The 22,558-nt window shown below is 60.2% G+C and carries 21 protein-coding genes, 1 other RNA gene and 1 pseudogene; 19 read left to right on the top strand and 4 right to left on the bottom strand.

Annotation, left to right across the window (positions count from 1 at the left end; all coding sequences use genetic code 11):
* Positions 1-65: 65 nt before the first annotated feature.
* From petA to ACIQV9_RS26650, 5 genes and pseudogenes are all read left to right on the top strand, one after another.
* Positions 66-587, top strand: a pseudogene (gene petA, locus ACIQV9_RS26630) (ubiquinol-cytochrome c reductase iron-sulfur subunit); the annotation flags it as partial.
* Positions 587-1,798, top strand: coding sequence for a cytochrome bc complex cytochrome b subunit (locus tag ACIQV9_RS26635; RefSeq protein WP_083375773.1), 1,212 nt, complete (start codon positions 587-589; stop codon positions 1,796-1,798). The pseudogene petA and the gene ACIQV9_RS26635, both read left to right, overlap by 1 nt.
* Positions 1,798-2,580: a cytochrome c1 gene (locus tag ACIQV9_RS26640; RefSeq protein ID WP_403107783.1), complete on the top strand. Its 783-nt coding sequence runs from the start codon at positions 1,798-1,800 to the stop codon at positions 2,578-2,580. Before ACIQV9_RS26635 ends, ACIQV9_RS26640 begins: the two co-directional genes overlap by 1 nt.
* Positions 2,581-2,730: 150 nt before the next feature.
* Positions 2,731-3,348: a glutathione S-transferase N-terminal domain-containing protein gene (locus ACIQV9_RS26645; RefSeq protein WP_027922678.1), complete on the top strand. Its 618-nt coding sequence runs from the start codon at positions 2,731-2,733 to the stop codon at positions 3,346-3,348.
* Between the two features lie 16 nt (positions 3,349-3,364).
* Positions 3,365-3,778 (top strand): ClpXP protease specificity-enhancing factor, encoded by a 414-nt coding sequence (locus ACIQV9_RS26650; RefSeq protein WP_059406200.1) that lies wholly within the window; start codon positions 3,365-3,367, stop codon positions 3,776-3,778.
* Positions 3,779-3,864: 86 nt separating this feature from the next.
* Here the strand turns inward: ACIQV9_RS26650 and ACIQV9_RS26655 are convergent, their stop codons facing one another.
* From ACIQV9_RS26655 to ACIQV9_RS26670, 4 genes are all read right to left on the bottom strand, one after another.
* Positions 3,865-4,443: a BON domain-containing protein gene (locus ACIQV9_RS26655; protein ID WP_403107786.1), complete on the bottom strand. Its 579-nt coding sequence runs from the start codon at positions 4,441-4,443 to the stop codon at positions 3,865-3,867.
* Entirely contained in the window at positions 4,440-5,033 is a 594-nt protein-coding gene (locus ACIQV9_RS26660; protein WP_008025961.1) for a phosphoheptose isomerase, read from the bottom strand. The genes ACIQV9_RS26655 and ACIQV9_RS26660 overlap by 4 nt, the downstream gene beginning before the upstream one ends.
* Positions 5,034-5,137: 104 nt before the next feature.
* The gene (locus tag ACIQV9_RS26665) at positions 5,138-5,500 is read right to left on the bottom strand and encodes a YraN family protein (protein ID WP_007904371.1); all 363 of its coding nucleotides are present in this window, start codon (positions 5,498-5,500) and stop codon (positions 5,138-5,140) included.
* The gene (locus tag ACIQV9_RS26670) at positions 5,500-7,311 is read right to left on the bottom strand and encodes a penicillin-binding protein activator (RefSeq protein WP_403107788.1); all 1,812 of its coding nucleotides are present in this window, start codon (positions 7,309-7,311) and stop codon (positions 5,500-5,502) included. The genes ACIQV9_RS26665 and ACIQV9_RS26670 overlap by 1 nt, the downstream gene beginning before the upstream one ends.
* A gap of 175 nt (positions 7,312-7,486) precedes the next feature.
* On the opposite strand from ACIQV9_RS26670, the gene rsmI reads away from it, so the two are divergent.
* The 14 genes from rsmI (at position 7,487) to ACIQV9_RS26740 (ending at position 22,555) form a co-directional block, all read left to right on the top strand.
* On the top strand, positions 7,487-8,392 hold the full coding sequence (gene rsmI, locus ACIQV9_RS26675; RefSeq protein ID WP_403107790.1) for a 16S rRNA (cytidine(1402)-2'-O)-methyltransferase: 906 nt from the start codon (positions 7,487-7,489) through the stop codon (positions 8,390-8,392).
* A gap of 76 nt (positions 8,393-8,468) precedes the next feature.
* An RNA gene (rnpB, locus tag ACIQV9_RS26680) (RNase P RNA component class A) lies at positions 8,469-8,822 on the top strand.
* Between the two features lie 355 nt (positions 8,823-9,177).
* Positions 9,178-9,633: a division/cell wall cluster transcriptional repressor MraZ gene (gene mraZ / locus ACIQV9_RS26685; RefSeq protein WP_403107792.1), complete on the top strand. Its 456-nt coding sequence runs from the start codon at positions 9,178-9,180 to the stop codon at positions 9,631-9,633.
* Positions 9,630-10,577, top strand: a complete 948-nt coding sequence (gene rsmH, locus ACIQV9_RS26690; RefSeq protein ID WP_403107793.1) for a 16S rRNA (cytosine(1402)-N(4))-methyltransferase RsmH — start codon at positions 9,630-9,632, stop codon at positions 10,575-10,577. Before mraZ ends, rsmH begins: the two co-directional genes overlap by 4 nt.
* Entirely contained in the window at positions 10,574-10,867 is a 294-nt protein-coding gene (gene ftsL / locus ACIQV9_RS26695) for a cell division protein FtsL (RefSeq protein WP_403107795.1), read from the top strand. Before rsmH ends, ftsL begins: the two co-directional genes overlap by 4 nt.
* Positions 10,867-12,606: a peptidoglycan D,D-transpeptidase FtsI family protein gene (locus ACIQV9_RS26700; RefSeq protein ID WP_403107839.1), complete on the top strand. Its 1,740-nt coding sequence runs from the start codon at positions 10,867-10,869 to the stop codon at positions 12,604-12,606. The genes ftsL and ACIQV9_RS26700 overlap by 1 nt, the downstream gene beginning before the upstream one ends.
* A complete protein-coding gene (locus tag ACIQV9_RS26705; protein ID WP_403107797.1) occupies positions 12,606-14,069 on the top strand; it encodes a UDP-N-acetylmuramoyl-L-alanyl-D-glutamate--2,6-diaminopimelate ligase in 1,464 nt (487 codons plus the stop codon). Before ACIQV9_RS26700 ends, ACIQV9_RS26705 begins: the two co-directional genes overlap by 1 nt.
* Complete coding sequence (gene murF / locus ACIQV9_RS26710; protein ID WP_403107799.1) at positions 14,062-15,429, top strand: UDP-N-acetylmuramoyl-tripeptide--D-alanyl-D-alanine ligase; 1,368 nt, start codon at positions 14,062-14,064, stop codon at positions 15,427-15,429. Before ACIQV9_RS26705 ends, murF begins: the two co-directional genes overlap by 8 nt.
* Positions 15,429-16,511: a phospho-N-acetylmuramoyl-pentapeptide-transferase gene (gene mraY, locus ACIQV9_RS26715; protein WP_403107801.1), complete on the top strand. Its 1,083-nt coding sequence runs from the start codon at positions 15,429-15,431 to the stop codon at positions 16,509-16,511. The genes murF and mraY overlap by 1 nt, the downstream gene beginning before the upstream one ends.
* Positions 16,512-16,516: 5 nt before the next feature.
* Positions 16,517-17,863: a UDP-N-acetylmuramoyl-L-alanine--D-glutamate ligase gene (murD, locus tag ACIQV9_RS26720; protein ID WP_403107803.1), complete on the top strand. Its 1,347-nt coding sequence runs from the start codon at positions 16,517-16,519 to the stop codon at positions 17,861-17,863.
* Complete coding sequence (gene ftsW, locus ACIQV9_RS26725; RefSeq protein ID WP_403107805.1) at positions 17,860-19,077, top strand: putative lipid II flippase FtsW; 1,218 nt, start codon at positions 17,860-17,862, stop codon at positions 19,075-19,077. The genes murD and ftsW overlap by 4 nt, the downstream gene beginning before the upstream one ends.
* Positions 19,067-20,137: an undecaprenyldiphospho-muramoylpentapeptide beta-N-acetylglucosaminyltransferase gene (gene murG, locus ACIQV9_RS26730; protein WP_403107807.1), complete on the top strand. Its 1,071-nt coding sequence runs from the start codon at positions 19,067-19,069 to the stop codon at positions 20,135-20,137. Before ftsW ends, murG begins: the two co-directional genes overlap by 11 nt.
* Complete coding sequence (murC, locus tag ACIQV9_RS26735) at positions 20,130-21,590, top strand: UDP-N-acetylmuramate--L-alanine ligase (protein WP_403107809.1); 1,461 nt, start codon at positions 20,130-20,132, stop codon at positions 21,588-21,590. Before murG ends, murC begins: the two co-directional genes overlap by 8 nt.
* The gene (locus tag ACIQV9_RS26740) at positions 21,587-22,555 is read left to right on the top strand and encodes a D-alanine--D-alanine ligase (protein WP_403107811.1); all 969 of its coding nucleotides are present in this window, start codon (positions 21,587-21,589) and stop codon (positions 22,553-22,555) included. Before murC ends, ACIQV9_RS26740 begins: the two co-directional genes overlap by 4 nt.
* The last annotated feature ends 3 nt before the right edge of the window (positions 22,556-22,558 follow it).

The following is a 22,558-nucleotide window of genomic DNA, read 5'->3' on the forward strand; positions in this document are numbered from 1 at the left end:
AATGATACGTCAAACCAGAAAATCAACGCTTAATGGAATAATCAACATACGTCGTGCGAGCTTAAGGAGCGGTGGGGGCTGCGGTCCCGTTCGTGGGGTCATGGTTTCCCAGTGCCAAGGCGAAAGCCGCAGGTGCACCGGTGAAAGTGAATGTCAGCAAAATCGAACCAGGTCAGCAGATGATTGCTGAGTGGCGCGGTCAGCCGGTGTTCATTGTCCGCCGTACCGAGGAAATCCTGGGGAATCTGAAAAAGATCGAGGGCCAGCTGTCTGACCCGACCTCCAAGAACTCGACACAACCGACCTATGTCGACCCGGAAACGCGTTCGATCAAGCCAGAAGTTCTGCTGCTGATCGGTATCTGCACGCACCTGGGTTGCTCACCGACCTTCCGTCCAGAAGTGGCACCTGCGGATCTGGGCAAGGACTGGGTAGGTGGTTATTTCTGCCCTTGCCACGGTTCCCACTACGATCTGGCTGGCCGCGTCTACAAGTCGCAACCTGCGCCTTTGAACCTGCCAGTTCCCCCGCATTCCTATGAGACCGATGACATTATTGTCGTTGGCGTCGATACGGAGAAAGCGTGATGAGCAAGTTCATGGATTGGGTTGATGCGCGCTTTCCCGCGACCAAAATGTGGGAAGACCATCTCAGCAAGTACTACGCCCCGAAGAACTTCAACTTCTTCTATTTCTTTGGCTCCCTGGCACTGCTCGTTCTGGTCAACCAGATCGTTACCGGTGTCTGGCTGACCATGAGCTACACCCCGTCGGCGGAAGAAGCCTTTGCCTCCGTCGAATACATCATGCGCGACGTCGAGTACGGCTCGATCCTGCGTATGTTGCACGCGGTCGGCGCTTCGATGTTCTTCATCGTGGTTTATCTGCACATGTTCCGTGGCTTGCTCTACGGTTCGTACCAGAAGCCGCGCGAGCTGGTGTGGGTCTTCGGCATGCTGATCTATCTGGCGCTGATGGCTGAAGCCTTCATGGGTTACCTGCTGCCGTGGGGCCAGATGTCCTACTGGGGTGCCCAGGTGATCATCTCGCTGTTCGGTGCGATTCCTGTGATCGGGAACGACCTGACTCAGTGGATTCGTGGTGACTACCTGATTTCGGGTATTACCCTGAACCGCTTCTTCGCCCTGCACGTAGTCGCCTTGCCGATCGTGATTCTCGGTCTGGTGGTGCTGCACGTCCTGGCGCTGCACGAAGTCGGTTCGAACAACCCGGACGGCGTGGACATCAAGAAACACAAAGACGAAAACGGCGTACCGCTGGACGGCATTGCCTTCCATCCGTACTACACCGTGAAAGATATCGTCGGCGTGGTGGTGTTCCTGTTCATCTTCTGCTCGATCGTGTTCTTCTTCCCGGAAATGGGTGGCTACTTCCTCGAGAAGCCGAACTTTGAAGTGGCGAACGCCTTCAAGACCCCTGAGCACATCGCTCCGGTCTGGTACTTCACGCCGTTCTACGCGATTCTGCGGGCGGTTCCGGACAAGCTCCTGGGCGTTATCGCCATGGGCGCGGCCATCGCTGTGCTGTTCGTCCTGCCGTGGCTGGACCGCAGCCCGGTCAAGTCGATGCGCTACAAAGGCTGGCTGAGCAAAATCTGGCTGGTGGTGTTCTGCGTTTCGTTCGTGATCCTCGGCATTCTGGGTGTTCTGGCCCCGACGCCAGGTCGTACGTTGCTGTCGCAGGTCTGTACCTTCCTGTACTTCGCCTACTTCATTCTGATGCCGTTCTACACCAGGCTCGAGAAGACCAAACCGGTTCCGGAAAGGGTGACTGGCTGATGAAAAAGCTATTTGCTGTACTGATTCTTGCTGCCATGCCTGTGTTCTCCTTCGCGTCGACAGCCGGTGCTCCTGAACTGGAAAAGGTCGATATCGACGTTTCCGATCAGGCTGCCATGCAGGATGGCGCGCGTACGTTCGCCAACTACTGCATGGGCTGCCACAGCGCCAAGTTCCAGCGCTACGAGCGTGTTGCCGATGACCTGGGCATCCCGCATGACCTGATGCTCTCGAAGCTGGTGTTCACCGGCGCCAAGATTGGCGACCACATGAACATCGGCATGCAGCCGGCAGACGCCAAGACCTGGTTCGGTGCGGCGCCGCCCGACCTGACCCTGGTCGCTCGCGTTCGTGGCACTGACTGGCTCTACGGTTACCTGAAGTCCTTCTACGAAGATCCGTCGCGTCCTTGGGGTGTGAACAACAAGGTTTTCCCGAACGTGGGCATGCCTAACGTCCTGGTTGGCCTGCAAGGTCGTCAGGTTGTCGGTTGCAAGCAGGTTCAGATCGTCGAAGACGGCAAGAAGCAATATGATCCGCTGACCGGTACAGCGCTGACACATGAAGCGTGCGATCAGCTGACCATCGTGCCGAAGAGCGGTGCTCTGACCGAACAGCAGTTCGATGAGAAGGTCAAGAATCTGGTAACCTTCCTGGCTTACTCGGCTAACCCGGTTAAGCTGGAGCATCAGCGCATCGGTACCTATGTGTTGCTGTACCTGGCGTTCTTCTTCGTATTCGCTTACTTGCTCAAGCGTGAATACTGGAAAGACGTCCATTGATAAAGCTGTAAGCAATTGCTGTTAATCGCACGCGCCCAGGGGCGTCTCTGAAGGTGTAACGAGTCTGGCAAGCCAGGCGTTACGAGAGGCGTCCTCTGGGCGCGTGCGTTTTTCCGCTTCCGATAATTTCAACAAGCGAGGAGGACCGCCATGGGCGTGACCAATCGGTTGGCCTGTTACTCCGACCCCGCCGACCACTATTCCCACCGAGTGCGCATCGTACTTGCAGAGAAGGGTGTCAGCGCAGAGATCATTTACGTGGAAGCTGGTCGCCAGCCGCCTAAACTGATTGAAGTGAACCCTTACGGAAGTCTGCCCACCCTGGTCGATCGTGACCTGGCGTTGTGGGAGTCGACCGTGGTGATGGAATATCTGGATGAGCGTTACCCGCACCCGCCTTTGCTGCCGGTTTATCCTGTGGCGCGTGCCAACAGCCGTCTGCTGATTCATCGTATTCAGCGTGACTGGTGTGGTCTGGTGGATCTGATCCTGGATTCGAAGACCAAGGAAGCTGCCCGCGTCGTGGCTCGTAAAGAGTTGCGTGAAAGCCTGACAGGTGTGTCGCCGCTGTTCGCCGACAAGCCGTTTTTCCTCAGTGAGGAACAAAGTCTGGTGGATTGCTGCCTATTGCCAATACTCTGGCGTTTGCCGATTCTGGGTATTGAACTGCCGCGGCCTGCCAAGCCGCTGCTTGATTACATGGAGCGCTCGTTTGCGCGTGAGGCTTTCCAGGCGAGTCTGTCTGGTGTCGAACGCGATATGCGCTAAGGCTTAAGGAGCCGCTATGAACTCCAGTCGACCTTATCTGGTCCGCGCGCTCTACGAGTGGATTGTGGACAACGATTGCACCCCGCACATGCTGGTCAATTCCGAGTATCCGTCGGTGCAGGTGCCTCAGGGTTTTGCCAGTGACGGACAGATTGTCCTGAACGTATCACCGGCTGCCGTGCGTCATATGCACATGGACAATGAGGCGGTCAGCTTCGAAGGGCGCTTCGGTGGCGTGCCGCACACTCTGTACGTGCCTATCGCATCGATCCTGGGTATTTACGCCCGGGAGAATGGCCAGGGCATGGTGTTCGATCTGGAATCGCCTATGGAAGACGAGGAAGAGATCGAGCCGGATGACGATATTCCGCCGCCCGACAGCGAGCCGCCGCGTCCCAGCGGTCGACCCAGTTTGAAAGTGGTGAAGTAATAAAAAAGGCGATCCGCAAGGATCGCCTTTTTTATTACTGTCGGAGCGATGGCGACCTCAGAGAGGCCATCGTCGGTCATCAAATATCAGTCAATGTACTCAAACAACTTCACAATCTTCTGCACGCCAGAAACGCTCTGCACCAGATTGGTGGCCTGCGCCGCTTCCTGCTTGGTCAGCAGGCCCAGCAGATAAACGATGCCGTTCTCGGTGACGACCTTGATGCGCGACCCCGGGATGTTCGGGTCGGTGAGCATCTGGGTCTTGATCTTGGAGGTCAGCCAGGTGTCGTTCTGGCGAGCTAGGAAGCCGGAGGGCGGCAGGACCTGCAGCTCGTTATGAACCTTCTTCACGCGCTGGACGGCGGAAGCAGCCTGTTCGGCCTTGGCTTTGAGGTCGGCAGTCGGTGTTTGCCCTGCGAGCAGCACGACACCGTTGAAGCTGGTGACGACGATGTGCGAATCGTTGTCCAGGGCAGGATCGGCCTTGGCGACGTTCACGCCGACTTTTGTGTCGATCAGGGAGTCGTCGATCTTGCTGCCGAAGGTGCGCGTTCCGCGGTCATCTTCAATCGGCGCTTCACGGCTGGCTTTAACCACCGACGTGCAGCCGCTGATGCCGAGGCACAGGGTCAAGGCCAGAAAGCCTAGGCGATTAGGGGTCATTCTTCACTCCCGAACAATTGGCTGTCGATCAAATCGCAAAGGCAATGGATCGCCAGCAGGTGGACTTCCTGAATACGTGCGGTGACGTTGGCCGGTACGCGAATCTCGACGTCTTCGGGCAATAGCAGCGACGCCATGCCGCCGCCATCGCGACCGGTCAATGCTACGACAATCATTTCGCGATCATGTGCGGCCTGGATCGCTTGAATTATGTTCGCCGAGTTGCCGCTGGTGGAAATCGCCAGCAATACGTCACCCGGCTGGCCGAGGGCGCGGATCTGTTTGGAGAAGATTTCGTTGTAGCTGTAATCGTTGGCAATCGAGGTGATCGTCGAGCTGTCGGTGGTCAGCGCAATGGCGGGCAGGCTCGGACGTTCGCGCTCGAATCGGTTGAGCAGCTCGGACGAAAAGTGCTGGGCGTCACCGGCGGAACCGCCATTGCCGCAGGAAAGCATTTTGCCCTCATTGAGCAGGGCGTTGACCATCACTTGGCTGGCTTGCTCGATGTGCGGTGCAAGTACGTCCATCGCCATTTGCTTGGTGTCGATACTGGCCTGAAAAAGCTGGCGAATTCGGGATTGCATGTCCATCTGTGTGACCTTAATTAGCGCGGCTACTCGGCACATGAATGTGCAGCCCGCAAAGCAAAGAGCAAAAGTGTTGGGTAAAGGTGTCCGCTTCGGGGCGCATGGGATCAGCTGTCGAAGGCATTCTGCAACCAGTTCAACTGATCGAGGTTGCTGTCGATGGCAACCACGTCGAAGCGGCAGGGGGAATTGGCCCAACGCGACTCGCGCTGAAGAAAATACTGCGCGGCGAAAATCAGTTTCTGCCGTTTGCGCCCATCGATACTGTCGAGCGCTCCACCCCACTGGGTGTTTTTTCTGTAGCGGACTTCAACGAATACTACTGTATCGCCATCAAGCATGACCAGATCAAGCTCGCCGCGTTTGCACAACCAGTTCTGCGCCAGCAGGCGCAGACCCTGTTGTTGAAGATGTTCGAGCGCATGGCGCTCGGCATCTTTACCGCTTTGCTGGCGTGACCGGTCAGGCATCAGCGTGGGGTATCCGGCAGGCGTTGAACCTGACCGCTGACGAATTGTGCCCACGGCAACTGGCGCACCACGCGCTGGTTTTGAGTCATGCCCAGGCTGCCCGACTGGCCTTCAATACGGCTGTCCGGCAGCGCCTTGAGTTGGCCCAGTCGTGGCGCCAGGCGATACGCATCCACGCCCATTGCGTACAGGCGACCGAGGCTGCCGGCGGCTTGTGGCCATTGTGCGGTGACCTGTTTGCGCAGCGGATCATTGGCGTCCAGCAACCACGGGGTTTCGCAGAAACGGATGCCGTTCATATCGTTGTACTGGTTCGCGTCGCCGCTGGCACTGAATACGTGGGACGTGGCGTAAACCGGCACATCGCCCGCGTACTGGAAGTTCAAGGTCGGTTTGATCTGCTGGGCCTGTTGCGGAGTAGCAGCCAGGAAGATGAACTCGATGTCCTGACGACGCGAAGGCTGGGCCGCTACCTGCGAGCCAACGGTGCTTTGCAGGCTCTTGGCGCGACCTTCGCTCTGACGCAGCTGGAACATGTCGGCAATCTGCTGGGCCAATTGAACGGGTTGGTCAACACGCTCGGTCGCGACGATGCTGCCACCGTTGGCTTGCCAGTCCTGGCTAAATGCGCGCAACACGCGATCGCCCCATTCGCCTTTCGGCACCATGATAGCGGCGCGATGCAGGCCATCGGCGCGAGCGCGACGGGACACTTCCCGGGCTTCGTCTTCAGCGGCAAGACCGAACTGGAACAACTGCGCCGGACCTTGTTCGCCTTCGCTGTAGTTCAGCGCCAGGGTGGTGATCGGCAGTTGCGGGCGAGCACTGAGCTGTTTGACCAGCGGTTTCTCCAGCGGACCGACTACCAGTTGCACGCCATCGGCCTGGGCCTTGCGGTAGAACTCGTCCATCGAAGTCAGTTTCGAGCTGTCATAGAACTCGATGGCTGGCGGCTTCTGCCCGGCTTGTTGAGCCTGGTAGTGAGCCGCCATGAAACCTTCGCGCAGTGCTTTGCCGACCGAGGCCAGCGGGCCGTCTTGCGGCAGCAGCAGGGCGATCTTGCTCAGGGGCTGGCTGGCCAGTTCCTTGAGTTTTGTCAGTGGCAGTGGCAATTGAATGGCGGCCGGGTGTTTAGGGTTCTGGGCGCGCCAGTTGTCGATCGCGGCTTGCTGCTGCTCCAGGGTGCCAGCGGTTTTTACCGCCAGTGCCAGGCCCATCCAGCCACCGAGGTCATCGTTGGTGGTGGGTTGCAGTTGATCGGTTGGCAGCGAGGCGATCAGGGTCCAGATCGCTTCATGGTTTTTAGCGGCCGCTTCACCTTCGAGCATTGGCGCAATGAAGATGCGCTCCCGTGCAGCCGGCAGTGTCTGGCCATCGGCCTCAAGGGCGCGAGCATGGACGGTGCCGGTGCGAACCTGTTGCTCGACCGGCAATTCGCTCAGGCGTTGCAGGCTCGGATGGCTCAAGGCAGTCAACGCCGCCTTGGGCTGGTTGCGCGCCATGGCCAGTTCAGCCGCCAGGGTGCTGGCGAAGACTTGTTGGCCGGGCTTGAGTGTTTCCACCGGAACCTGTTGCAGGATTTGCGCGGACTGGCCGGCATTGCCCTGACGATAGGCCAGGTCTGCCGCGCTCAGGCGCAGCAGCGAGGCTTTTTCCGGATCCTTGCTTTGAGCGGCCTGTTCGAGCAGTTGCTCGATACTGGCGTCCGGGGTCCGTGGAAGTTCGCCAAGGCTGGAAGAGGGCGAGCTGGCGCAAGCCGCCAGCAAGGCAGCGAGGCAGAGGGCAGTGAACAGCCGCAGGCAAGCGATCATGTAGTGTTCCTGATACTCGATCAAATTAGCGTGGAATTGTACCCAAGCACTGGCCGGGGCGCGATGTTACTGGCGTGAATCGATCAATTTAGCTCGTGCAAATGTTGCAGCGCTGCACAAACGCCTGAAAAACCCGAGTAGGGCGGGGCGATCGCAAGCGTCGCTACGCGCTACAATGTCGCCTTTTACCGATCATGAGGTGTGCGCTTTGACTGCTCCAGGTGCTTTGAATTCCGCTGCTGGCTCGCTTTATGTGGTGGCGACGCCCATCGGCAACCTGGACGACATCAGTGCGCGTGCACTGAAGATCCTTCGCGACGTCGCGTTGATTGCCGCCGAAGACACCCGTCACTCCCAGCGCCTGATGCAACATTTCGGCATTCCCACGCCGCTGGCCGCCTGCCATGAACACAACGAGCGCGATGAAGGCAGCCGCTTTATCACGCGATTGCTGGCGGGCGACGATGTGGCGCTGATCTCCGATGCCGGCACGCCGCTGATTTCCGATCCGGGTTATCACCTGGTACGTCAGGCCCGTGCCGCCGGCATCAATGTGGTGCCGGTCCCGGGTGCCTGTGCATTGATCGCGGCGTTGTCGGCGGCGGGATTGCCGTCGGACCGTTTCATTTTCGAAGGCTTCCTCCCGGCCAAGGCTGTCGGTCGCCGCGCTCGTCTGGAGCTGGTCAAGGACGAGCCGCGCACGCTGATTTTCTATGAGGCGCCGCATCGCATCCTTGAGTGCCTGCAAGACATGGAGCTGGTGTTCGGTCCCGAGCGTCCGGCGTTGCTGGCCCGTGAAATCACCAAAACCTTCGAAACCCTCAAAGGTCTGCCGCTGGCCGAGTTGCGTGAGTTCGTCGAGTCGGACAGCAATCAGCAGCGTGGCGAGTGCGTGGTGTTAGTGGCGGGCTGGTCGGCACCTGAGACCGAGGATGCGGTCAGCAGTGAGGCCATGCGCATCCTCAATCTGTTGCTTGAAGAGATGCCGCTCAAGCGTGCGGCGGCATTGGCGGCGCAAATTACCGGTGAGCGCAAGAATGTGCTCTATCAGGTTGCGCTGGATAAACAGAAGGGCGAGTAAAAACCCGACGCACAGGAGCAGCCAAAGGCGTTTAGCGCTTGTTCTTCGGCCGCTCTGCCGTTAACCTTCGCGGCGGAGAGTCGATTGGACAGTCGCTGCCCTCTATGAAAATTAGGGGGGGGAGGAAAGTCCGGGCTCCATAGGGCGAAGTGCCAGGTAATGCCTGGGAGGCGTGAGCCTACGGAAAGTGCCACAGAAAATAACCGCCTAAGCGCTTCGGCGCCGGTAAGGGTGAAAAGGTGCGGTAAGAGCGCACCGCACGTCTGGCAACAGTTCGTGGCTAGGTAAACCCCACTTGGAGCAAGACCAAATAGGGTCCCAAGGCGTGGCCCGCGCTGGGACCGGGTAGGTTGCTAAAGATGTCCAGTGATGGCCATCGTAGACGAATGACTGTTCAAGACAGAACCCGGCTTACAGATCGACTCTCCACCTTTTTTCTCCCCCCTGCTTTAATCATTAAGCAGGGTGCTGGTAGTAGCAATTTCCCTCCTTCCAGAATCGTTGCCAGAACACTTTCGTAATACCGAAAAAATCTTACTCTTAACAAATTACTTTAACTTTCGAACGCAGCCTTCTGTGCTGATTCAAGTTATTGAGCAAAATCACACGTCAGATTCTCGTTGCACCTCTGTTTACCCTCCTAAATCTCAGTTCTGTAAGGGTTTTCCTTTAATCCGCGCCTTGACGGTGCGGTGGCCGCATTCCTATAGTGTGCGCAAGTGGCGGAAAGTGGCATGAAGTGGGTTTTTTGAGCTCAAAACGCTAATATTTGGAGAAACGCTGACGTGTTTCGCGGAGCTAACGCTATAAGTCTCGATGCAAAGGGCCGTCTCGCCATGCCGAGCCGGTACCGTGACGAGCTCGTTTCGCGTAGTTCCGGTCAGATGATCGTCACAATTGATGCCGTTGATCCGTGTTTGTGTGTTTACCCCCTCGATGAGTGGGAAATTATCGAAACCAAACTGCGCGCACTGCCTTCGCTTCGCGAAGAGAACCGCCGCCTGCAACGTTTACTGATTGGTAATGCCGTCGACCTCGAGCTCGATGGCAGTGGTCGTTTTCTGGTTCCGCCGCGTCTTCGTGAATATGCCAAGTTGGATAAACGCGCGATGTTGGTAGGCCAACTGAACAAGTTCCAATTGTGGGACGAGGATGCCTGGGATGCGGTTTCTGCCGCTGACCTGGCTGCTATTCAACAACCGGGCGCCATGCCTGATGAACTGCGTGATTTGATCCTGTGACTATTGATAGCGGCTTTAACCACATCACCGTACTGCTTGACGAAGCCGTGGAGGCTCTCGCCGTACGTCCTGATGGCTGCTATCTGGACGGCACATTCGGACGCGGCGGGCACAGTCGGTTGATCCTGAGCCAGCTCGGTCCCGATGGTCGGGTCCTCGGATTCGACAAAGATCCTCAAGCGATTGCCACCGGGCAAACGCTAGCGGCCGAAGACGGCCGCTTTGTCGTTGTGCAACGCAGCTTTGCCGAGCTCGGTTCGGAAGTGACCGAACGCGGTCTGCACGGCAAGGTCAGCGGCGTTTTGCTCGACCTGGGCGTGTCTTCGCCACAGCTCGACGACCCTGAACGCGGCTTCAGTTTCCTCAATGATGGCCCGCTGGACATGCGCATGGACCCGTCCCGCGGGATCAGCGCTGCCGAATTCGTCAACACCGCGCCAGTGGAAGAAATCGCCCGGGTATTCAAAGAATACGGCGAAGAGCGTTTCTCCGGCCGCATGGCCCGCGCCGTGGCCGAGCGCCGCGACATCAAGCCGTTCGAGCGCACTGCCGACCTGGCTGAAGTCCTGAAAGTCGCCAACCCTGCATGGGAAAAGGGTAAAAACCCCGCGACCCGTGCGTTCCAGGGCTTGCGTATTCACGTCAACAACGAACTGGGTGATCTGGAAGCCGGCCTCGAAGGCGCGCTGGAATGCCTGGAAGTCGGTGGCCGTCTGGTGGTCATCAGCTTCCACTCGCTGGAAGACCGCATCGTCAAACTGTTCATGCGCAAACTGGTAAAAGGCGAAGCCGACAACCTGCCGCGCAACCTGCCGGTCCGTCACGTCGCTTTCGAACCGATCATCAAAATCCATGGCAAAGCGCAGTCCGCCTCCGAGGCCGAACTCAAAGCCAACCCACGCTCCCGGAGCGCCGTCATGCGCGTCGCGGAGAAGCTGCGGTGAGCAAGCTTTTCGCCAAGCCTCTTCCTGGCGGAAGCTTTTTCATGCTGCTGCTGTTTATTGGCGTGCTCGTGTCGGCCATCGGCGTGTCGTACAGCGCCCACTGGAACCGTCAGTTGCTGAACTCGCTGTTCGCCGAGTTGAGCGTGCGCGACAAGGCGCAAGCGGAGTGGGGCCGGTTGATTCTCGAGCAGAGCACCTGGACCGCCCACAGCCGTATCGAAGTCCTGGCCACCGAGCAACTGAAGATGCGCATTCCCGGCGCCGCTGAAGTGCAGATGGTGGCGCCATGATGAAACTCGAAGGCGCACTGTTTCCATGGCGTTTCCGCCTGGTGCTGGGCTTGCTCGGCGTCATGGTCGCGGCGATTTGCTGGCGCATCATCGACCTGCAAGTCGTCGACCGTGCCTTCCTTAAAGGTCAGGGCGATGCGCGCAGCGTTCGTCACATTCCGATTCCGGCTCACCGTGGTCTGATCACCGACCGTAACGGCGAGCCGTTGGCCGTGAGTACCCCGGTCACCACGTTGTGGGCGAATGCCAAGGAAATGCAACTGGCCAAAGAAAAATGGCCGGCCTTGGCAGCCGCGCTGGGCCAAGACCCTAAAGCCCTGGCCGAGCGCCTCGAAGCCCAGGCCAATAAAGAATTCATCTACCTGGTGCGCGGGCTGACCCCCGAGCAGGGCCAGTCCGTGCTCGACCTGAAAGTGCCGGGTGTCTACGGCATTGAAGAGTTCCGGCGGTTCTACCCGGCCGGTGAGGTCACCGCGCACATGGTCGGCTTTACCGACATCGATGACCACGGTCGTGAAGGGGTCGAACTGGCCTACGACGAATGGCTGGCCGGGGTCGCCGGCAAGCGACAGGTCATCAAGGATCGGCGTGGCCGACTTATCAAGGATGTCCAGGTCACCAAAAACGCCAAGGCCGGCAAGCCCTTGGCGTTGTCCATTGACCTGCGTCTGCAATACCTGGCCAACCGCGAGCTGCGTAACGCGATCATTGAGAACGGCGCCAAGGCCGGCAGCCTGGTGATCATGGATGTGAAGACCGGCGAGATCCTCGCCATGGTCAACCAGCCGACCTACAACCCGAACAACCGTCGCAACCTGCAACCGGCGATGATGCGCAACCGCGCCATGATCGACGTGTTCGAACCGGGTTCGACCATGAAAGCCATCTCCATGAGCGCCGCGATCGAAACCGGGCGCTGGAAACCGAGCGACACCGTCGAGGTATACCCGGGCACCTTGCAGATTGGTAAATACACGATCAAGGACGTTTCCAAGTCCGAAGGCCCGGTGCTCGACCTGACCGGCATTCTGATCAATTCCAGTAACGTCGGCATGAGTAAGGTCGCGTTCGATATCGGTGGCGAAACCATTTTCCGCCTCGCGCAGAAAGTCGGCCTCGGCCAGGACACCGGTCTCGGCTTCCCGGGCGAGCGCGTCGGCAACCTGCCGAACTACCGCGAATGGCGCAAGGCTGAAACCGCCACGCTGTCCTACGGCTACGGTATTTCCGTGACCGCGATCCAGTTGGTCCACGCCTTCTCGGCCCTGGCCAATAACGGTCGCCTCGCGCCGCTGACCCTGATCAAAACCGACAAGGCGCCGCAAACCACACAGGTATTGCCGGAAGCTGTCGCGAAAACCATGCAAACCATGCTGCAACAAGTGATCGAAGCCCCGCGCGGTGTATTCCGTGCGCAAGTGCCGGCGTATCACGTGGGCGGCAAGTCGGGTACCGCGCGTAAAACGTCGGTCGGCACCAAAGGCTACGCCGAGAATTCCTACCGCTCACTGTTCGCTGGCTTCGGCCCGATGAGCGATCCGCGTTACGCAATCGTGGTGGTGATCGATGAACCGACCAAGGCCGGCTACTTCGGTGGTCTGGTCTCGGCGCCAGTGTTCAGCAAAGTGATGTCCGGGACGCTGCGCCTGATGAACATCACCCCGGACAACCTGCCACCGACGCAAACCGCTAACGCCACACCTGTCGTTCCACTGAAAGCCAATGGAGGGCGCGGCTAATGTCTTTGAGCCTGAACAAGATTTTCGCTCACGCCGGCCGCGATCTGTTGATCCGCGAGCTGACCCTGGACAGCCGCAACGTGCGGGCTGGTGATCTGTTTCTCGCTGTTCCTGGCGGCAAGGTCGACGGTCGCGCGCACATCGCCGATGCCCTGCAGCGCGGTGCTGCTGCCGTGGCTTACGAAGTCGAAGGCGCTACCGTGTTGCCGATCACCGACGTGCCGTTGATTCCGGTCAAAGGCCTGGCGGCGCAGTTGTCGGACATCGCCGGTCGCTTTTATGGCGACCCGAGCCGGCACCTGAACCTGGTCGGCGTGACCGGCACCAACGGCAAAACCAGCGTTACGCAATTGGTTGCGCAAGCTCTGGATTTGCTCGGCCAACATTGCGGCATTGTCGGCACCCTGGGCACCGGTTTCTACGGCGCGCTGGAAAGCGGCCTGCACACCACGCCGAATCCGATCGCCGTGCAAGCGACCTTGGCCGACCTGAAAAAGGCCGGTGCCAAAGCGGTCGCCATGGAAGTGTCTTCCCACGGCCTGGATCAAGGCCGCGTGAGCGCCCTGGCGTTCGATGTGGCGGTAATGACCAACCTGTCCCGCGATCACCTCGATTACCACGGCACCATGCAAGCCTACGGCGAAGCCAAGGCCAAGCTGTTTGCCTGGAACGATTTGAAGTGCCGGGTGATCAATCTCGACGACGAGTTCGGCCGCCAACTGGCTGCGGACAAACGTGAATCGCGCCTGATCACCTACAGCCTCGAAGATGCCAGCGCCTACCTGTATTGCCGTGAAGCGCAGTTCGACGACGAAGGCGTGCGCGCCACGCTGGTCACGCCCCAGGGCGAACACCATTTGCGCAGCACCTTGCTCGGCCGCTTCAACCTGAGCAACGTGCTGGCCGCGGTCGGCGCTTTGCTCGGCCTGGACTACGCGCTGGACGAAATCCTCAAGGTGCTGCCGAAACTCGAAGGTCCGGCTGGTCGTATGCAACGTCTCGGCGGCGGCACTCAGCCGCTGGTGGTGGTCGATTACGCCCACACGCCGGATGCGCTGGAAAAAGTCTTGATGGCCCTGCGTCCACACGCCAAAGGCCGTTTGTTGTGCCTGTTTGGTTGCGGCGGTGATCGCGATCGCGGCAAGCGTCCGCTGATGGCCGAAGTGGTCGAGCGTCTGGCCGACGGCGTGCTGGTCACCGATGACAACCCTCGCACCGAAGATCCTTCACTGATATTCGATGACATTCGTGCCGGTTTCACCGCAGTGGATAAAGTCACTTTCGTCGCTGGCCGTGGTCAGGCGATTGCCCAGTTGATCGCCAGCGCTTCGGCGGATGACGTGATTGTCCTGGCCGGTAAAGGTCACGAGGACTATCAGGAAATCAACGGCGAGCGTCACGCGTTCTCCGATCTGGTCGAGGCCGATCACGCCTTGACCGCATGGGAGGTGGCGCATGCTTAAAGCCTTGAAACTGAGCGAGCTGGCCGGCGCACTGAATGCACAATTGATCTCGGCCGATGCCACGTTCGATGGTGTCAGCATCGACAGCCGCGCAATCAAACCGGGTCAGCTGTTTATTGCCCTGACCGGTCCGCGTTTCGACGGTCATGACTATTTGAACGACGTTGCCAGCAAAGGCGCGGTCGCCGCACTGGTCGAGCGCGAAGTCGCCGACAGCGCGCTGCCGCAATTACTGGTCAAGGACACCCGCCAGGCGTTGGGCCAACTGGGCGCGATGAACCGTGCGGCGTTTACCAACCCTGTCGCCGCGATCACCGGTTCCAGCGGTAAAACCACGGTCAAGGAAATGCTCGCCAGCATCCTGCGCACGCGCGGTCCGGTAATGGCGACCCGTGGCAACCTGAACAACGACCTCGGCGTGCCGCTGACCCTGCTCGAACTCGCGCCGGAACATACCTCCGCCGTGATCGAGCTCGGTGCTTCGCGTCTCGGCGAAATTGCCTACACCGTCGGCATGACCAAGCCGCACGTGGCCGTGCTCAACAACGCCGGGACCGCCCACGTCGGCGAGTTCGGCGGGCCGGAAAAAATCGTTGAAGCCAAGGGCGAGATTATTGAAGGGCTGGACGCCGATGGCGTCGCCGTGCTCAATCTTGACGACAAGGCGTTCGGCATCTGGAAGGCCCGTGCGGCCGGTCGCAAAGTGCTGACTTTCGCCCTGAACAACCCAAGCGCCGACTTCTACGCCAGGGACCTGGATCGCGATGCGCGCGGTTGCCCGGCTTTCAATCTGCACAGTCCTGAAGGTGTGGAGCGCGTTCAACTGAACCTGCTCGGCACCCATAACGTCGCCAATGCCATGGCCGCCGCCGCTGCCGCGCATGCCTTGGGCGTGTCGCTGTTCGGCATCGCCACCGGCCTCGGCGCGGTGCAACCGGTCAAGGGCCGCACCGTCGCCCAACTGGCCAGCAATGGCATGCGCGTGATCGATGACACGTACAACGCGAACCCCACCTCCATGTGCGCCGCCGTTGATATACTCGCCGGCTTTTCCGGCCGCACCGTTCTGGTGCTCGGAGATATCGGCGAATTGGGCGATTGGGCGGAGCAGGGGCACCGCGATGTGGGCGAGTACGCCCGCGGCAAGGTTTCCGCGCTTTACGCCGTCGGGCCACTGATGGCTCAGGCCGTGAACGCTTTCGGTCCCCAGGCCTTTCACTTCAGCACTCAGGCTGAGCTGATCAAGGCCCTGGGCGCCGAGCAAGACACAAACACCACCATTTTGATCAAGGGTTCGCGCAGCGCTGCGATGGAAAACGTCGTCGCCGCTTTGTGCGGGTCCAGCCTGGAGAAACATTAATGCTGCTGCTGCTAGCGGAGTATCTGCAACAGTTCTACAAAGGCTTCGCGGTCTTTCAGTACCTGACCCTGCGCGGGATCCTCGGTGTGCTGACCGCGCTGGTTTTGTCGCTGTGCTATGGCCCGTGGATGATCCGCACGTTGCAGAACCGTCAGATCGGTCAATCCGTTCGCAACGACGGTCCACAATCGCACCTGTCCAAGTCGGGCACCCCGACCATGGGCGGCGCACTGATCCTTTCGTCCATCGGTGTCAGTACCTTGCTGTGGGCTGACCTGAGCAACCGTTACGTCTGGACCGTGTTGCTGGTGACGTTGCTGTTCGGAGCTATCGGCTGGGTCGACGACTACCGCAAAGTGATCGAGAAAAACTCCCGTGGCTTGCCGAGCCGCTGGAAATATTTCTGGCAGTCGGTGTTCGGCCTGGGCGCGGCGATCTTCCTTTATATGACCGCTGCAACGCCGGTGGAAACCACCCTGATCCTGCCGATGCTCAAGGACTACAGCATTCCGCTGGGCATAGGCTTCGTCGTCTTGACCTATTTCGTGATCGTCGGCTCGAGCAATGCGGTCAACCTGACCGATGGCCTCGACGGCCTGGCGATCATGCCGACCGTGATGGTCGGTGGCGGCCTTGGTATCTTCTGCTACCTGTCCGGTAACGTGAAATTCGCTGAATACCTGCTGATCCCTTACGTACCGGGCGCCGGTGAGTTGATCGTGTTCTGCGGTGCCTTGATCGGTGCGGGCCTGGGTTTCCTCTGGTTCAACACCTATCCGGCGCAAGTCTTCATGGGCGACGTCGGCGCACTAGCGCTGGGCGCAGCTCTTGGCACCATCGCGGTGATCGTCCGTCAGGAAATCGTCCTGTTCATCATGGGCGGCGTGTTCGTGATGGAGACCCTGTCCGTGGTTATCCAGGTTGCTTCTTTCAAGCTGACCGGTCGCCGTGTGTTCCGCATGGCACCGATTCACCACCACTTTGAACTCAAGGGCTGGCCCGAGCCGCGTGTGATCGTCCGTTTCTGGATCATCACCGTGATTCTCGTATTGGTCGGCCTTGCCACCCTGAAGCTGAGGTAGAACGAGTGTCTCTGATCGCTTCTGACCACTTCCGCATCGTTGTCGGCCTCGGCAAGAGCGGCATGTCCCTGGTTCGCTTCCTGGCGAACCGGGGCACGTCGTTTGCTGTGGCCGATACGCGGGAAAATCCACCGGAACTGGCCACGCTCACGCGTGACTATCCGCACGTGGAAGTGCGTTGTGGCGAGCTGGACGTCGAATTCCTGTGCCGTGCCGACGAGCTCTACGTGAGCCCCGGCCTGGCGCTGGCGACCCCGGCCCTGCAGGCCGCCGCCGCCCGTGGCGTGAAATTGTCCGGCGACATCGAGCTGTTCGCGCGTAACGCGAAGGCGCCGATTGTCGCCATCAGCGGTTCCAACGCGAAAAGCACCGTCACCACCCTGGTCGGCGAGATGGCGGTGGCGGCGGGCAAGCGTGTCGCTGTCGGTGGCAACCTCGGTACGCCGGCGCTGGATTTGCTCAGCGACGACATCGAGTTGTACGTGATGGAACTGTCGAGCTTCCAGCTCGAAACCACCGATCAACTCAACGCCGAAGTGGCGACCGTGCTTAACGTCAGCGAAGACCACATGGACCGCTACAGCGGTCTGCCGGCCTATCACCTGGCCAAGCACCGGATCTTCCGCGGTGCCAAGCAGTTTGTGGTCAACCGTCAGGATGCCTTGAGCCGTCCATTGATGGGCGAGGGCCAGCCGTGCTGGACCTTCGGTTTGAGCAAGCCCGATTTCAAGGCTTTCGGTATCCGCGAAGAAGACGGCGAGAAGTACCTGGCCTTCGAATTCCAGAACCTGATGCCGGTGCGCGAGTTGAAAATTCGTGGCGCCCACAACCAGTCCAACGCCTTGGCGGCCTTGGCCCTGGGCCATGCTGTCGGCCTGCCGTTCGACGCCATGCTCTCGAGCCTGCGCACCTTCGCCGGGTTGGAGCATCGCTGCCAGTGGGTCCGTGATCTGGACGGTGTGAGCTATTACAACGATTCCAAAGCCACCAACGTCGGCGCCGCACTGGCGGCCATCGAAGGCCTGGGCGCGGACATCGACGGCAAACTCGTGCTGATCGCCGGTGGCGACGGCAAGGGTGCCGAATTCAAGGATTTGCGTGACCCGGTGGCGGTCAACTGCCGCGCCGTGGTGCTGATGGGCCGGGACTCCGACTTGATCGGCCAAGCCATCGGCGATGCCGTGCCGCTGATTCGCGTCAGTTCGCTGGATGAAGCGGTTGCGCAATGCCGCACCGTCGCCGAGCCAGGCGACGCCGTGCTGCTGTCGCCTGCCTGCGCCAGTTTCGACATGTTCAAGAATTACGAAGACCGTGGTCATCAGTTCGTCCGCGCTGTGGAGGAACTGGCATGAGCCTGATGAACATCATCAAGCCTTATCCGTCGCCGATCATTACCGGGCGCGGGATCGACCTCGACTTCCCGATGCTTGCCGGTTGCCTGGCCTTGATCGGTCTCGGGCTGGTGATGATTGCCTCGGCCTCGACCGAAGTGGCGGCCGTGCAGTCGGGCAGTGCCCTGTACTACATGATTCGTCACCTGATCTACATCGTGCTGGGCCTGGGTGCCGGTATCGTCACCTTGATGATTCCGATCGCCACCTGGCAACGCCTTGGCTGGCTGATGCTGATTGGTGCATTCGGTTTGCTGGTGATGGTGATCATCCCGGGGATCGGCCGTGAAGTGAACGGTTCGATGCGCTGGATCGGCTTCAGTTTCTTCAACGTCCAGCCGTCCGAGATCGCCAAGGTGTTTGTGGTGATCTACCTCGCCGGTTATCTGGTGCGTCGCCAGAAAGAAGTGCGGGAAAGCTGGATGGGTTTCTTCAAGCCGTTCATCGTTCTGCTGCCAATGGCCGGTCTGTTGCTGATGGAGCCGGACTTTGGCGCCACCGTTGTCATGATGGGCGCGGCGGCGGCGATGCTGTTCCTCGGCGGGGTCGGGCTGTTCCGTTTTTCCTTGATGGTGGTCCTGGCGGTCGGGGCGGTGGTGCTGTTGATTCAAGTGCAGCCGTATCGAATGGCGCGCCTGACCAACTTTGCCGATCCATGGGCTGACCAGTTCGGTGCAGGCTATCAGTTGTCGCAGGCATTGATCGCGTTCGGTCGCGGCGAATGGCTGGGCGTTGGCCTGGGCAACAGCGTGCAGAAACAGTTCTACCTGCCGGAAGCCCACACCGACTTCGTGTTCTCGGTCCTGGCCGAAGAACTGGGTGCCGTGGGTTCCTTGTTCACGGTGGCGTTGTTCGTCTTTGTTTGCGTGCGTGGCATGTACATCGGTTATTGGGCCGAGAAGGCCAAGCAATTCTTCGCCGCCTACATCGCTTACGGCCTGTCGTTCCTGTGGATCGGCCAGTTCCTGATCAATATCGGGGTGAACGTCGGCCTGCTGCCGACCAAAGGCCTGACCCTGCCGTTCCTCAGTTATGGCGGCAGTTCGCTGGTGATCTGCGGTGCCTGTCTCGGTTTGTTGCTGCGCATCGAGTGGGAGAGTCGAACCCACTTGGGCAGCGAGGAGATGGAGTTCCATGAGAGCGACTTCGCCGAGGAGCCGACCCATGGGCGCTAACGTCTTGATCATGGCGGGCGGCACCGGTGGCCACGTGTTCCCGGCGCTGGCGTGCGCGCGCGAATTCCAGGCCCGCGGTTACACCGTGCACTGGCTCGGGACGCCGCGCGGGATCGAGAACGACCTGGTGCCGATGGCCGGTATCGAGCTGCACCGGATCAACGCCACCGGTCTACGCGGCAAGGGCAAATTGTCCCTGCTCAAGGCCCCGTTCATGGTGCTCAAATCCGTCTGGCAGGCGCGGTCAATCATTCGTCAGCTGCGGCCGGTGTGCGTGGTCGGCTTCGGTGGTTATGTGACCGGCCCCGGCGGCGTTGCAGCCAAACTGGCCGGCGTGCCGGTGATCGTTCATGAGCAGAACGCCGTGGCCGGTACCGCCAATCGGTTGCTGGTGCCGTTGGCCGCCCGAGTCTGTGAAGCGTTCCCCGACACCTTTACCCTGTCGGACAGCCGTCGGACCACCGGTAACCCGGTGCGCACCGAACTGTTCCTCGAAACACAGCGACCTGCCCTGGCCGGTCGCAAGGCGCGTTTGCTGATCCTGGGCGGAAGCCTGGGCGCAGAGCCGTTGAACAAGTTGCTGCCTGAAGCCTTGTCGCAAGTCGCCCCCGACCTGCGCCCGGAAGTGTTTCATCAGGCCGGCAAAAACCACGATGAAGTGACTGCAGAGCGCTATCGCGCGGCTGGCGTCGAGGCGCAAGTGCAGCCTTTCATCAAAGACATGGCCCAAGCCTATGGCTGGGCCGACCTGGTGGTGTGCCGCGCAGGCGCATTGACCATCAGTGAACTGGCTGCCGCCGGTCTGCCCTCGATGCTGGTGCCTTTGCCCCACGCGATCGACGATCACCAGACCCGCAACGCCGATTATTTGGCCCGTGAAGGCGCTGCCTTCCTGATGCCGCAAAGAACGACTGGCGCAGCGGATCTTGCCGCACGCCTGACAGAGGTCCTGATGCAACCACAACGACTCAACGACATGGCCACCGCGGCACGCCGCCTGGCCAAACCCGATGCAACCCGTAACGTGGTCGATACCTGTCTGGAGGTGGCCCATGGTTGAGAAACAGAAAGCCATGCCGCAACCGGAAATGCGCCGCATCCGTCGCATCCACTTCGTCGGCATTGGCGGCGTAGGCATGTGCGGCATCGCCGAAGTGCTGCTGAACCTGGGCTATGAAGTGTCCGGTTCCGACCTGAAAGCCTCGCCGGTGACCGAGCGCCTCGAGTCCTTCGGCGCGCAAATCTTTATCGGTCACCGTGCCGAAAACGCTGCTGCCGCTGATGTGCTGGTGGTGTCGAGCGCCGTGAATACGTCCAACCCGGAAGTCGCCACTGCGCTGGAACGCCGCATCCCTGTGGTGCCGCGTGCCGAAATGCTGGCCGAGCTGATGCGCTATCGCCACGGCATCGCCGTCGCCGGTACGCACGGCAAAACCACCACCACCAGCCTGATCGCTTCGGTGTTCGCGGCCGGTGGCCTGGACCCGACGTTCGTGATCGGTGGCCGCCTGAATGCCGCGGGCACCAATGCCCAGCTCGGCACCAGCCGCTACCTGATCGCCGAAGCCGACGAAAGCGACGCCAGTTTCCTGCACTTGCAGCCGCTGGTGGCCGTGGTCACCAACATCGACGCCGACCACATGGCGACCTATGACGGTGACTTCAACAAACTGAAGAAAACCTTCGTCGAGTTCCTCCACAACCTGCCGTTCTACGGTCTGGCGGTGGTGTGCCTGGACGATCCGGTGGTGCGTGAAATCCTGCCGCTGGTGAAACGCCCAACCGTCACTTACGGCTTCGGCGATGACTGCGACGTGCGCGCCATCAATGTGCGTCAGCAAGGCATGCAGACCTTCTTCACTGTGCTGCGCCCTGATCGCGAGCCATTGGATGTCTCGGTGAACATGCCGGGCAATCACAACGTATTGAACGCGCTGGCGACCATCTGCATCGCCACCGACGAGGGCGTCAGCGATGAAGCCATCGTCCAGGGCCTGTCCGGCTTCCAGGGTGTCGGTCGACGCTTCCAGGTCTATGGCGAACTGCCGGTCGACGGCGGCAACGTCATGCTGGTCGACGACTACGGTCACCACCCGACCGAAGTCGCGGCCGTGATCCAGGCCGTGCGCGGTGGCTGGCCGGAGCGCCGTCTGGTGATGGTTTACCAGCCGCACCGTTACAGCCGCACCCGCGACCTCTACGACGATTTCGTCAATGTACTGGCCGATGCCAACGTTTTGCTGCTGATGGAAGTCTACCCGGCCGGTGAAGAACCGATCCCGGGCGCGGACAGCCGCAAGTTGTGCAACAGCATTCGTCAGCGCGGTCAGCTCGACCCGATCTACATCGAACGTGGTGTCGACCTCGCACCGCTGGTCAAGCCGCTGCTGCGTGCCGGCGACATCCTGCTGTGCCAGGGTGCCGGTGATATCGGTGGTCTCGCCCCGAAACTGTTGGCCAGTCCGCTATTCGCGGGTGCTGTTGCCGCGCCGACTGCGGGGAAGTTGAAATGACTGCTGCTTACGCCAACCTCGTCTCCACGATTGCGCCGAAAGACTTCGGCCGCGTCGCCGTTCTGTTCGGCGGCAAGAGTGCCGAGCGTGAAGTGTCCCTGAAGTCGGGCAACGCTGTACTCGACGCACTGCTGAGCGCCGGTGTGGATGCGTTCGGCCTCGATGTGGGCGATGACCTTCTGCAACGTTTGCTGAACGAAAAGATCGACCGCGCCTTCGTCATCCTCCACGGTCGTGGCGGTGAAGACGGCAGCATGCAGGGCCTGCTCGAATGCCTGGGCATTCCGTACACCGGCAGCGGCATTCTTGCTTCCGCACTGGCCATGGACAAGCTGCGGACCAAACAGGTCTGGCACAGCCTCGGCATCCCGACGCCACGTCACGCGGTACTGAGCTCCGAGGCTGATTGTATTTCGGCAGCGACGGAACTGGGCTTCCCTTTGATCGTCAAACCGGCCCATGAAGGTTCAAGTATCGGGATGGCCAAAGTGACGTCCGCGTCGGAGTTGATCGACGCCTGGAAAGCGGCCAGTACCTACGATTCGCAAGTGTTGGTCGAGCAATGGATTCAAGGTCCGGAGTTCACCATTGCCACCCTGCGTGACCAGGTGTTGCCTCCAATTGCCTTGGGCACGACGCACAGCTTCTACGACTACGACGCCAAGTACGTGGCTTCCGATACCCAGTACCGGATCCCGTGTGGCCTGGACAGCACCAAGGAAAAAGAACTGATGGACCTCACGGCGAAAGCCTGTGAGGCGCTGGGTATCGCCGGTTGGGGCAGGGCAGACGTGATGCAGGACGCCGACGGGCAGTTCTGGTTCCTCGAAGTCAACACCGCTCCGGGCATGACCGATCACAGCCTGGTGCCGATGGCGGCCCGTGCTGCCGGCCTGGATTTCCAGCAACTGGTTCTGGCGATTCTGGCGGCAAGCGTTGCCGGCCATAACGAGGCGCGAGGTTAAGAC

The organism is Pseudomonas sp. NPDC099000, assembly GCF_044759925.1.
In the GTDB taxonomy this organism is placed as follows: Bacteria; Pseudomonadota; Gammaproteobacteria; order Pseudomonadales; family Pseudomonadaceae; genus Aquipseudomonas.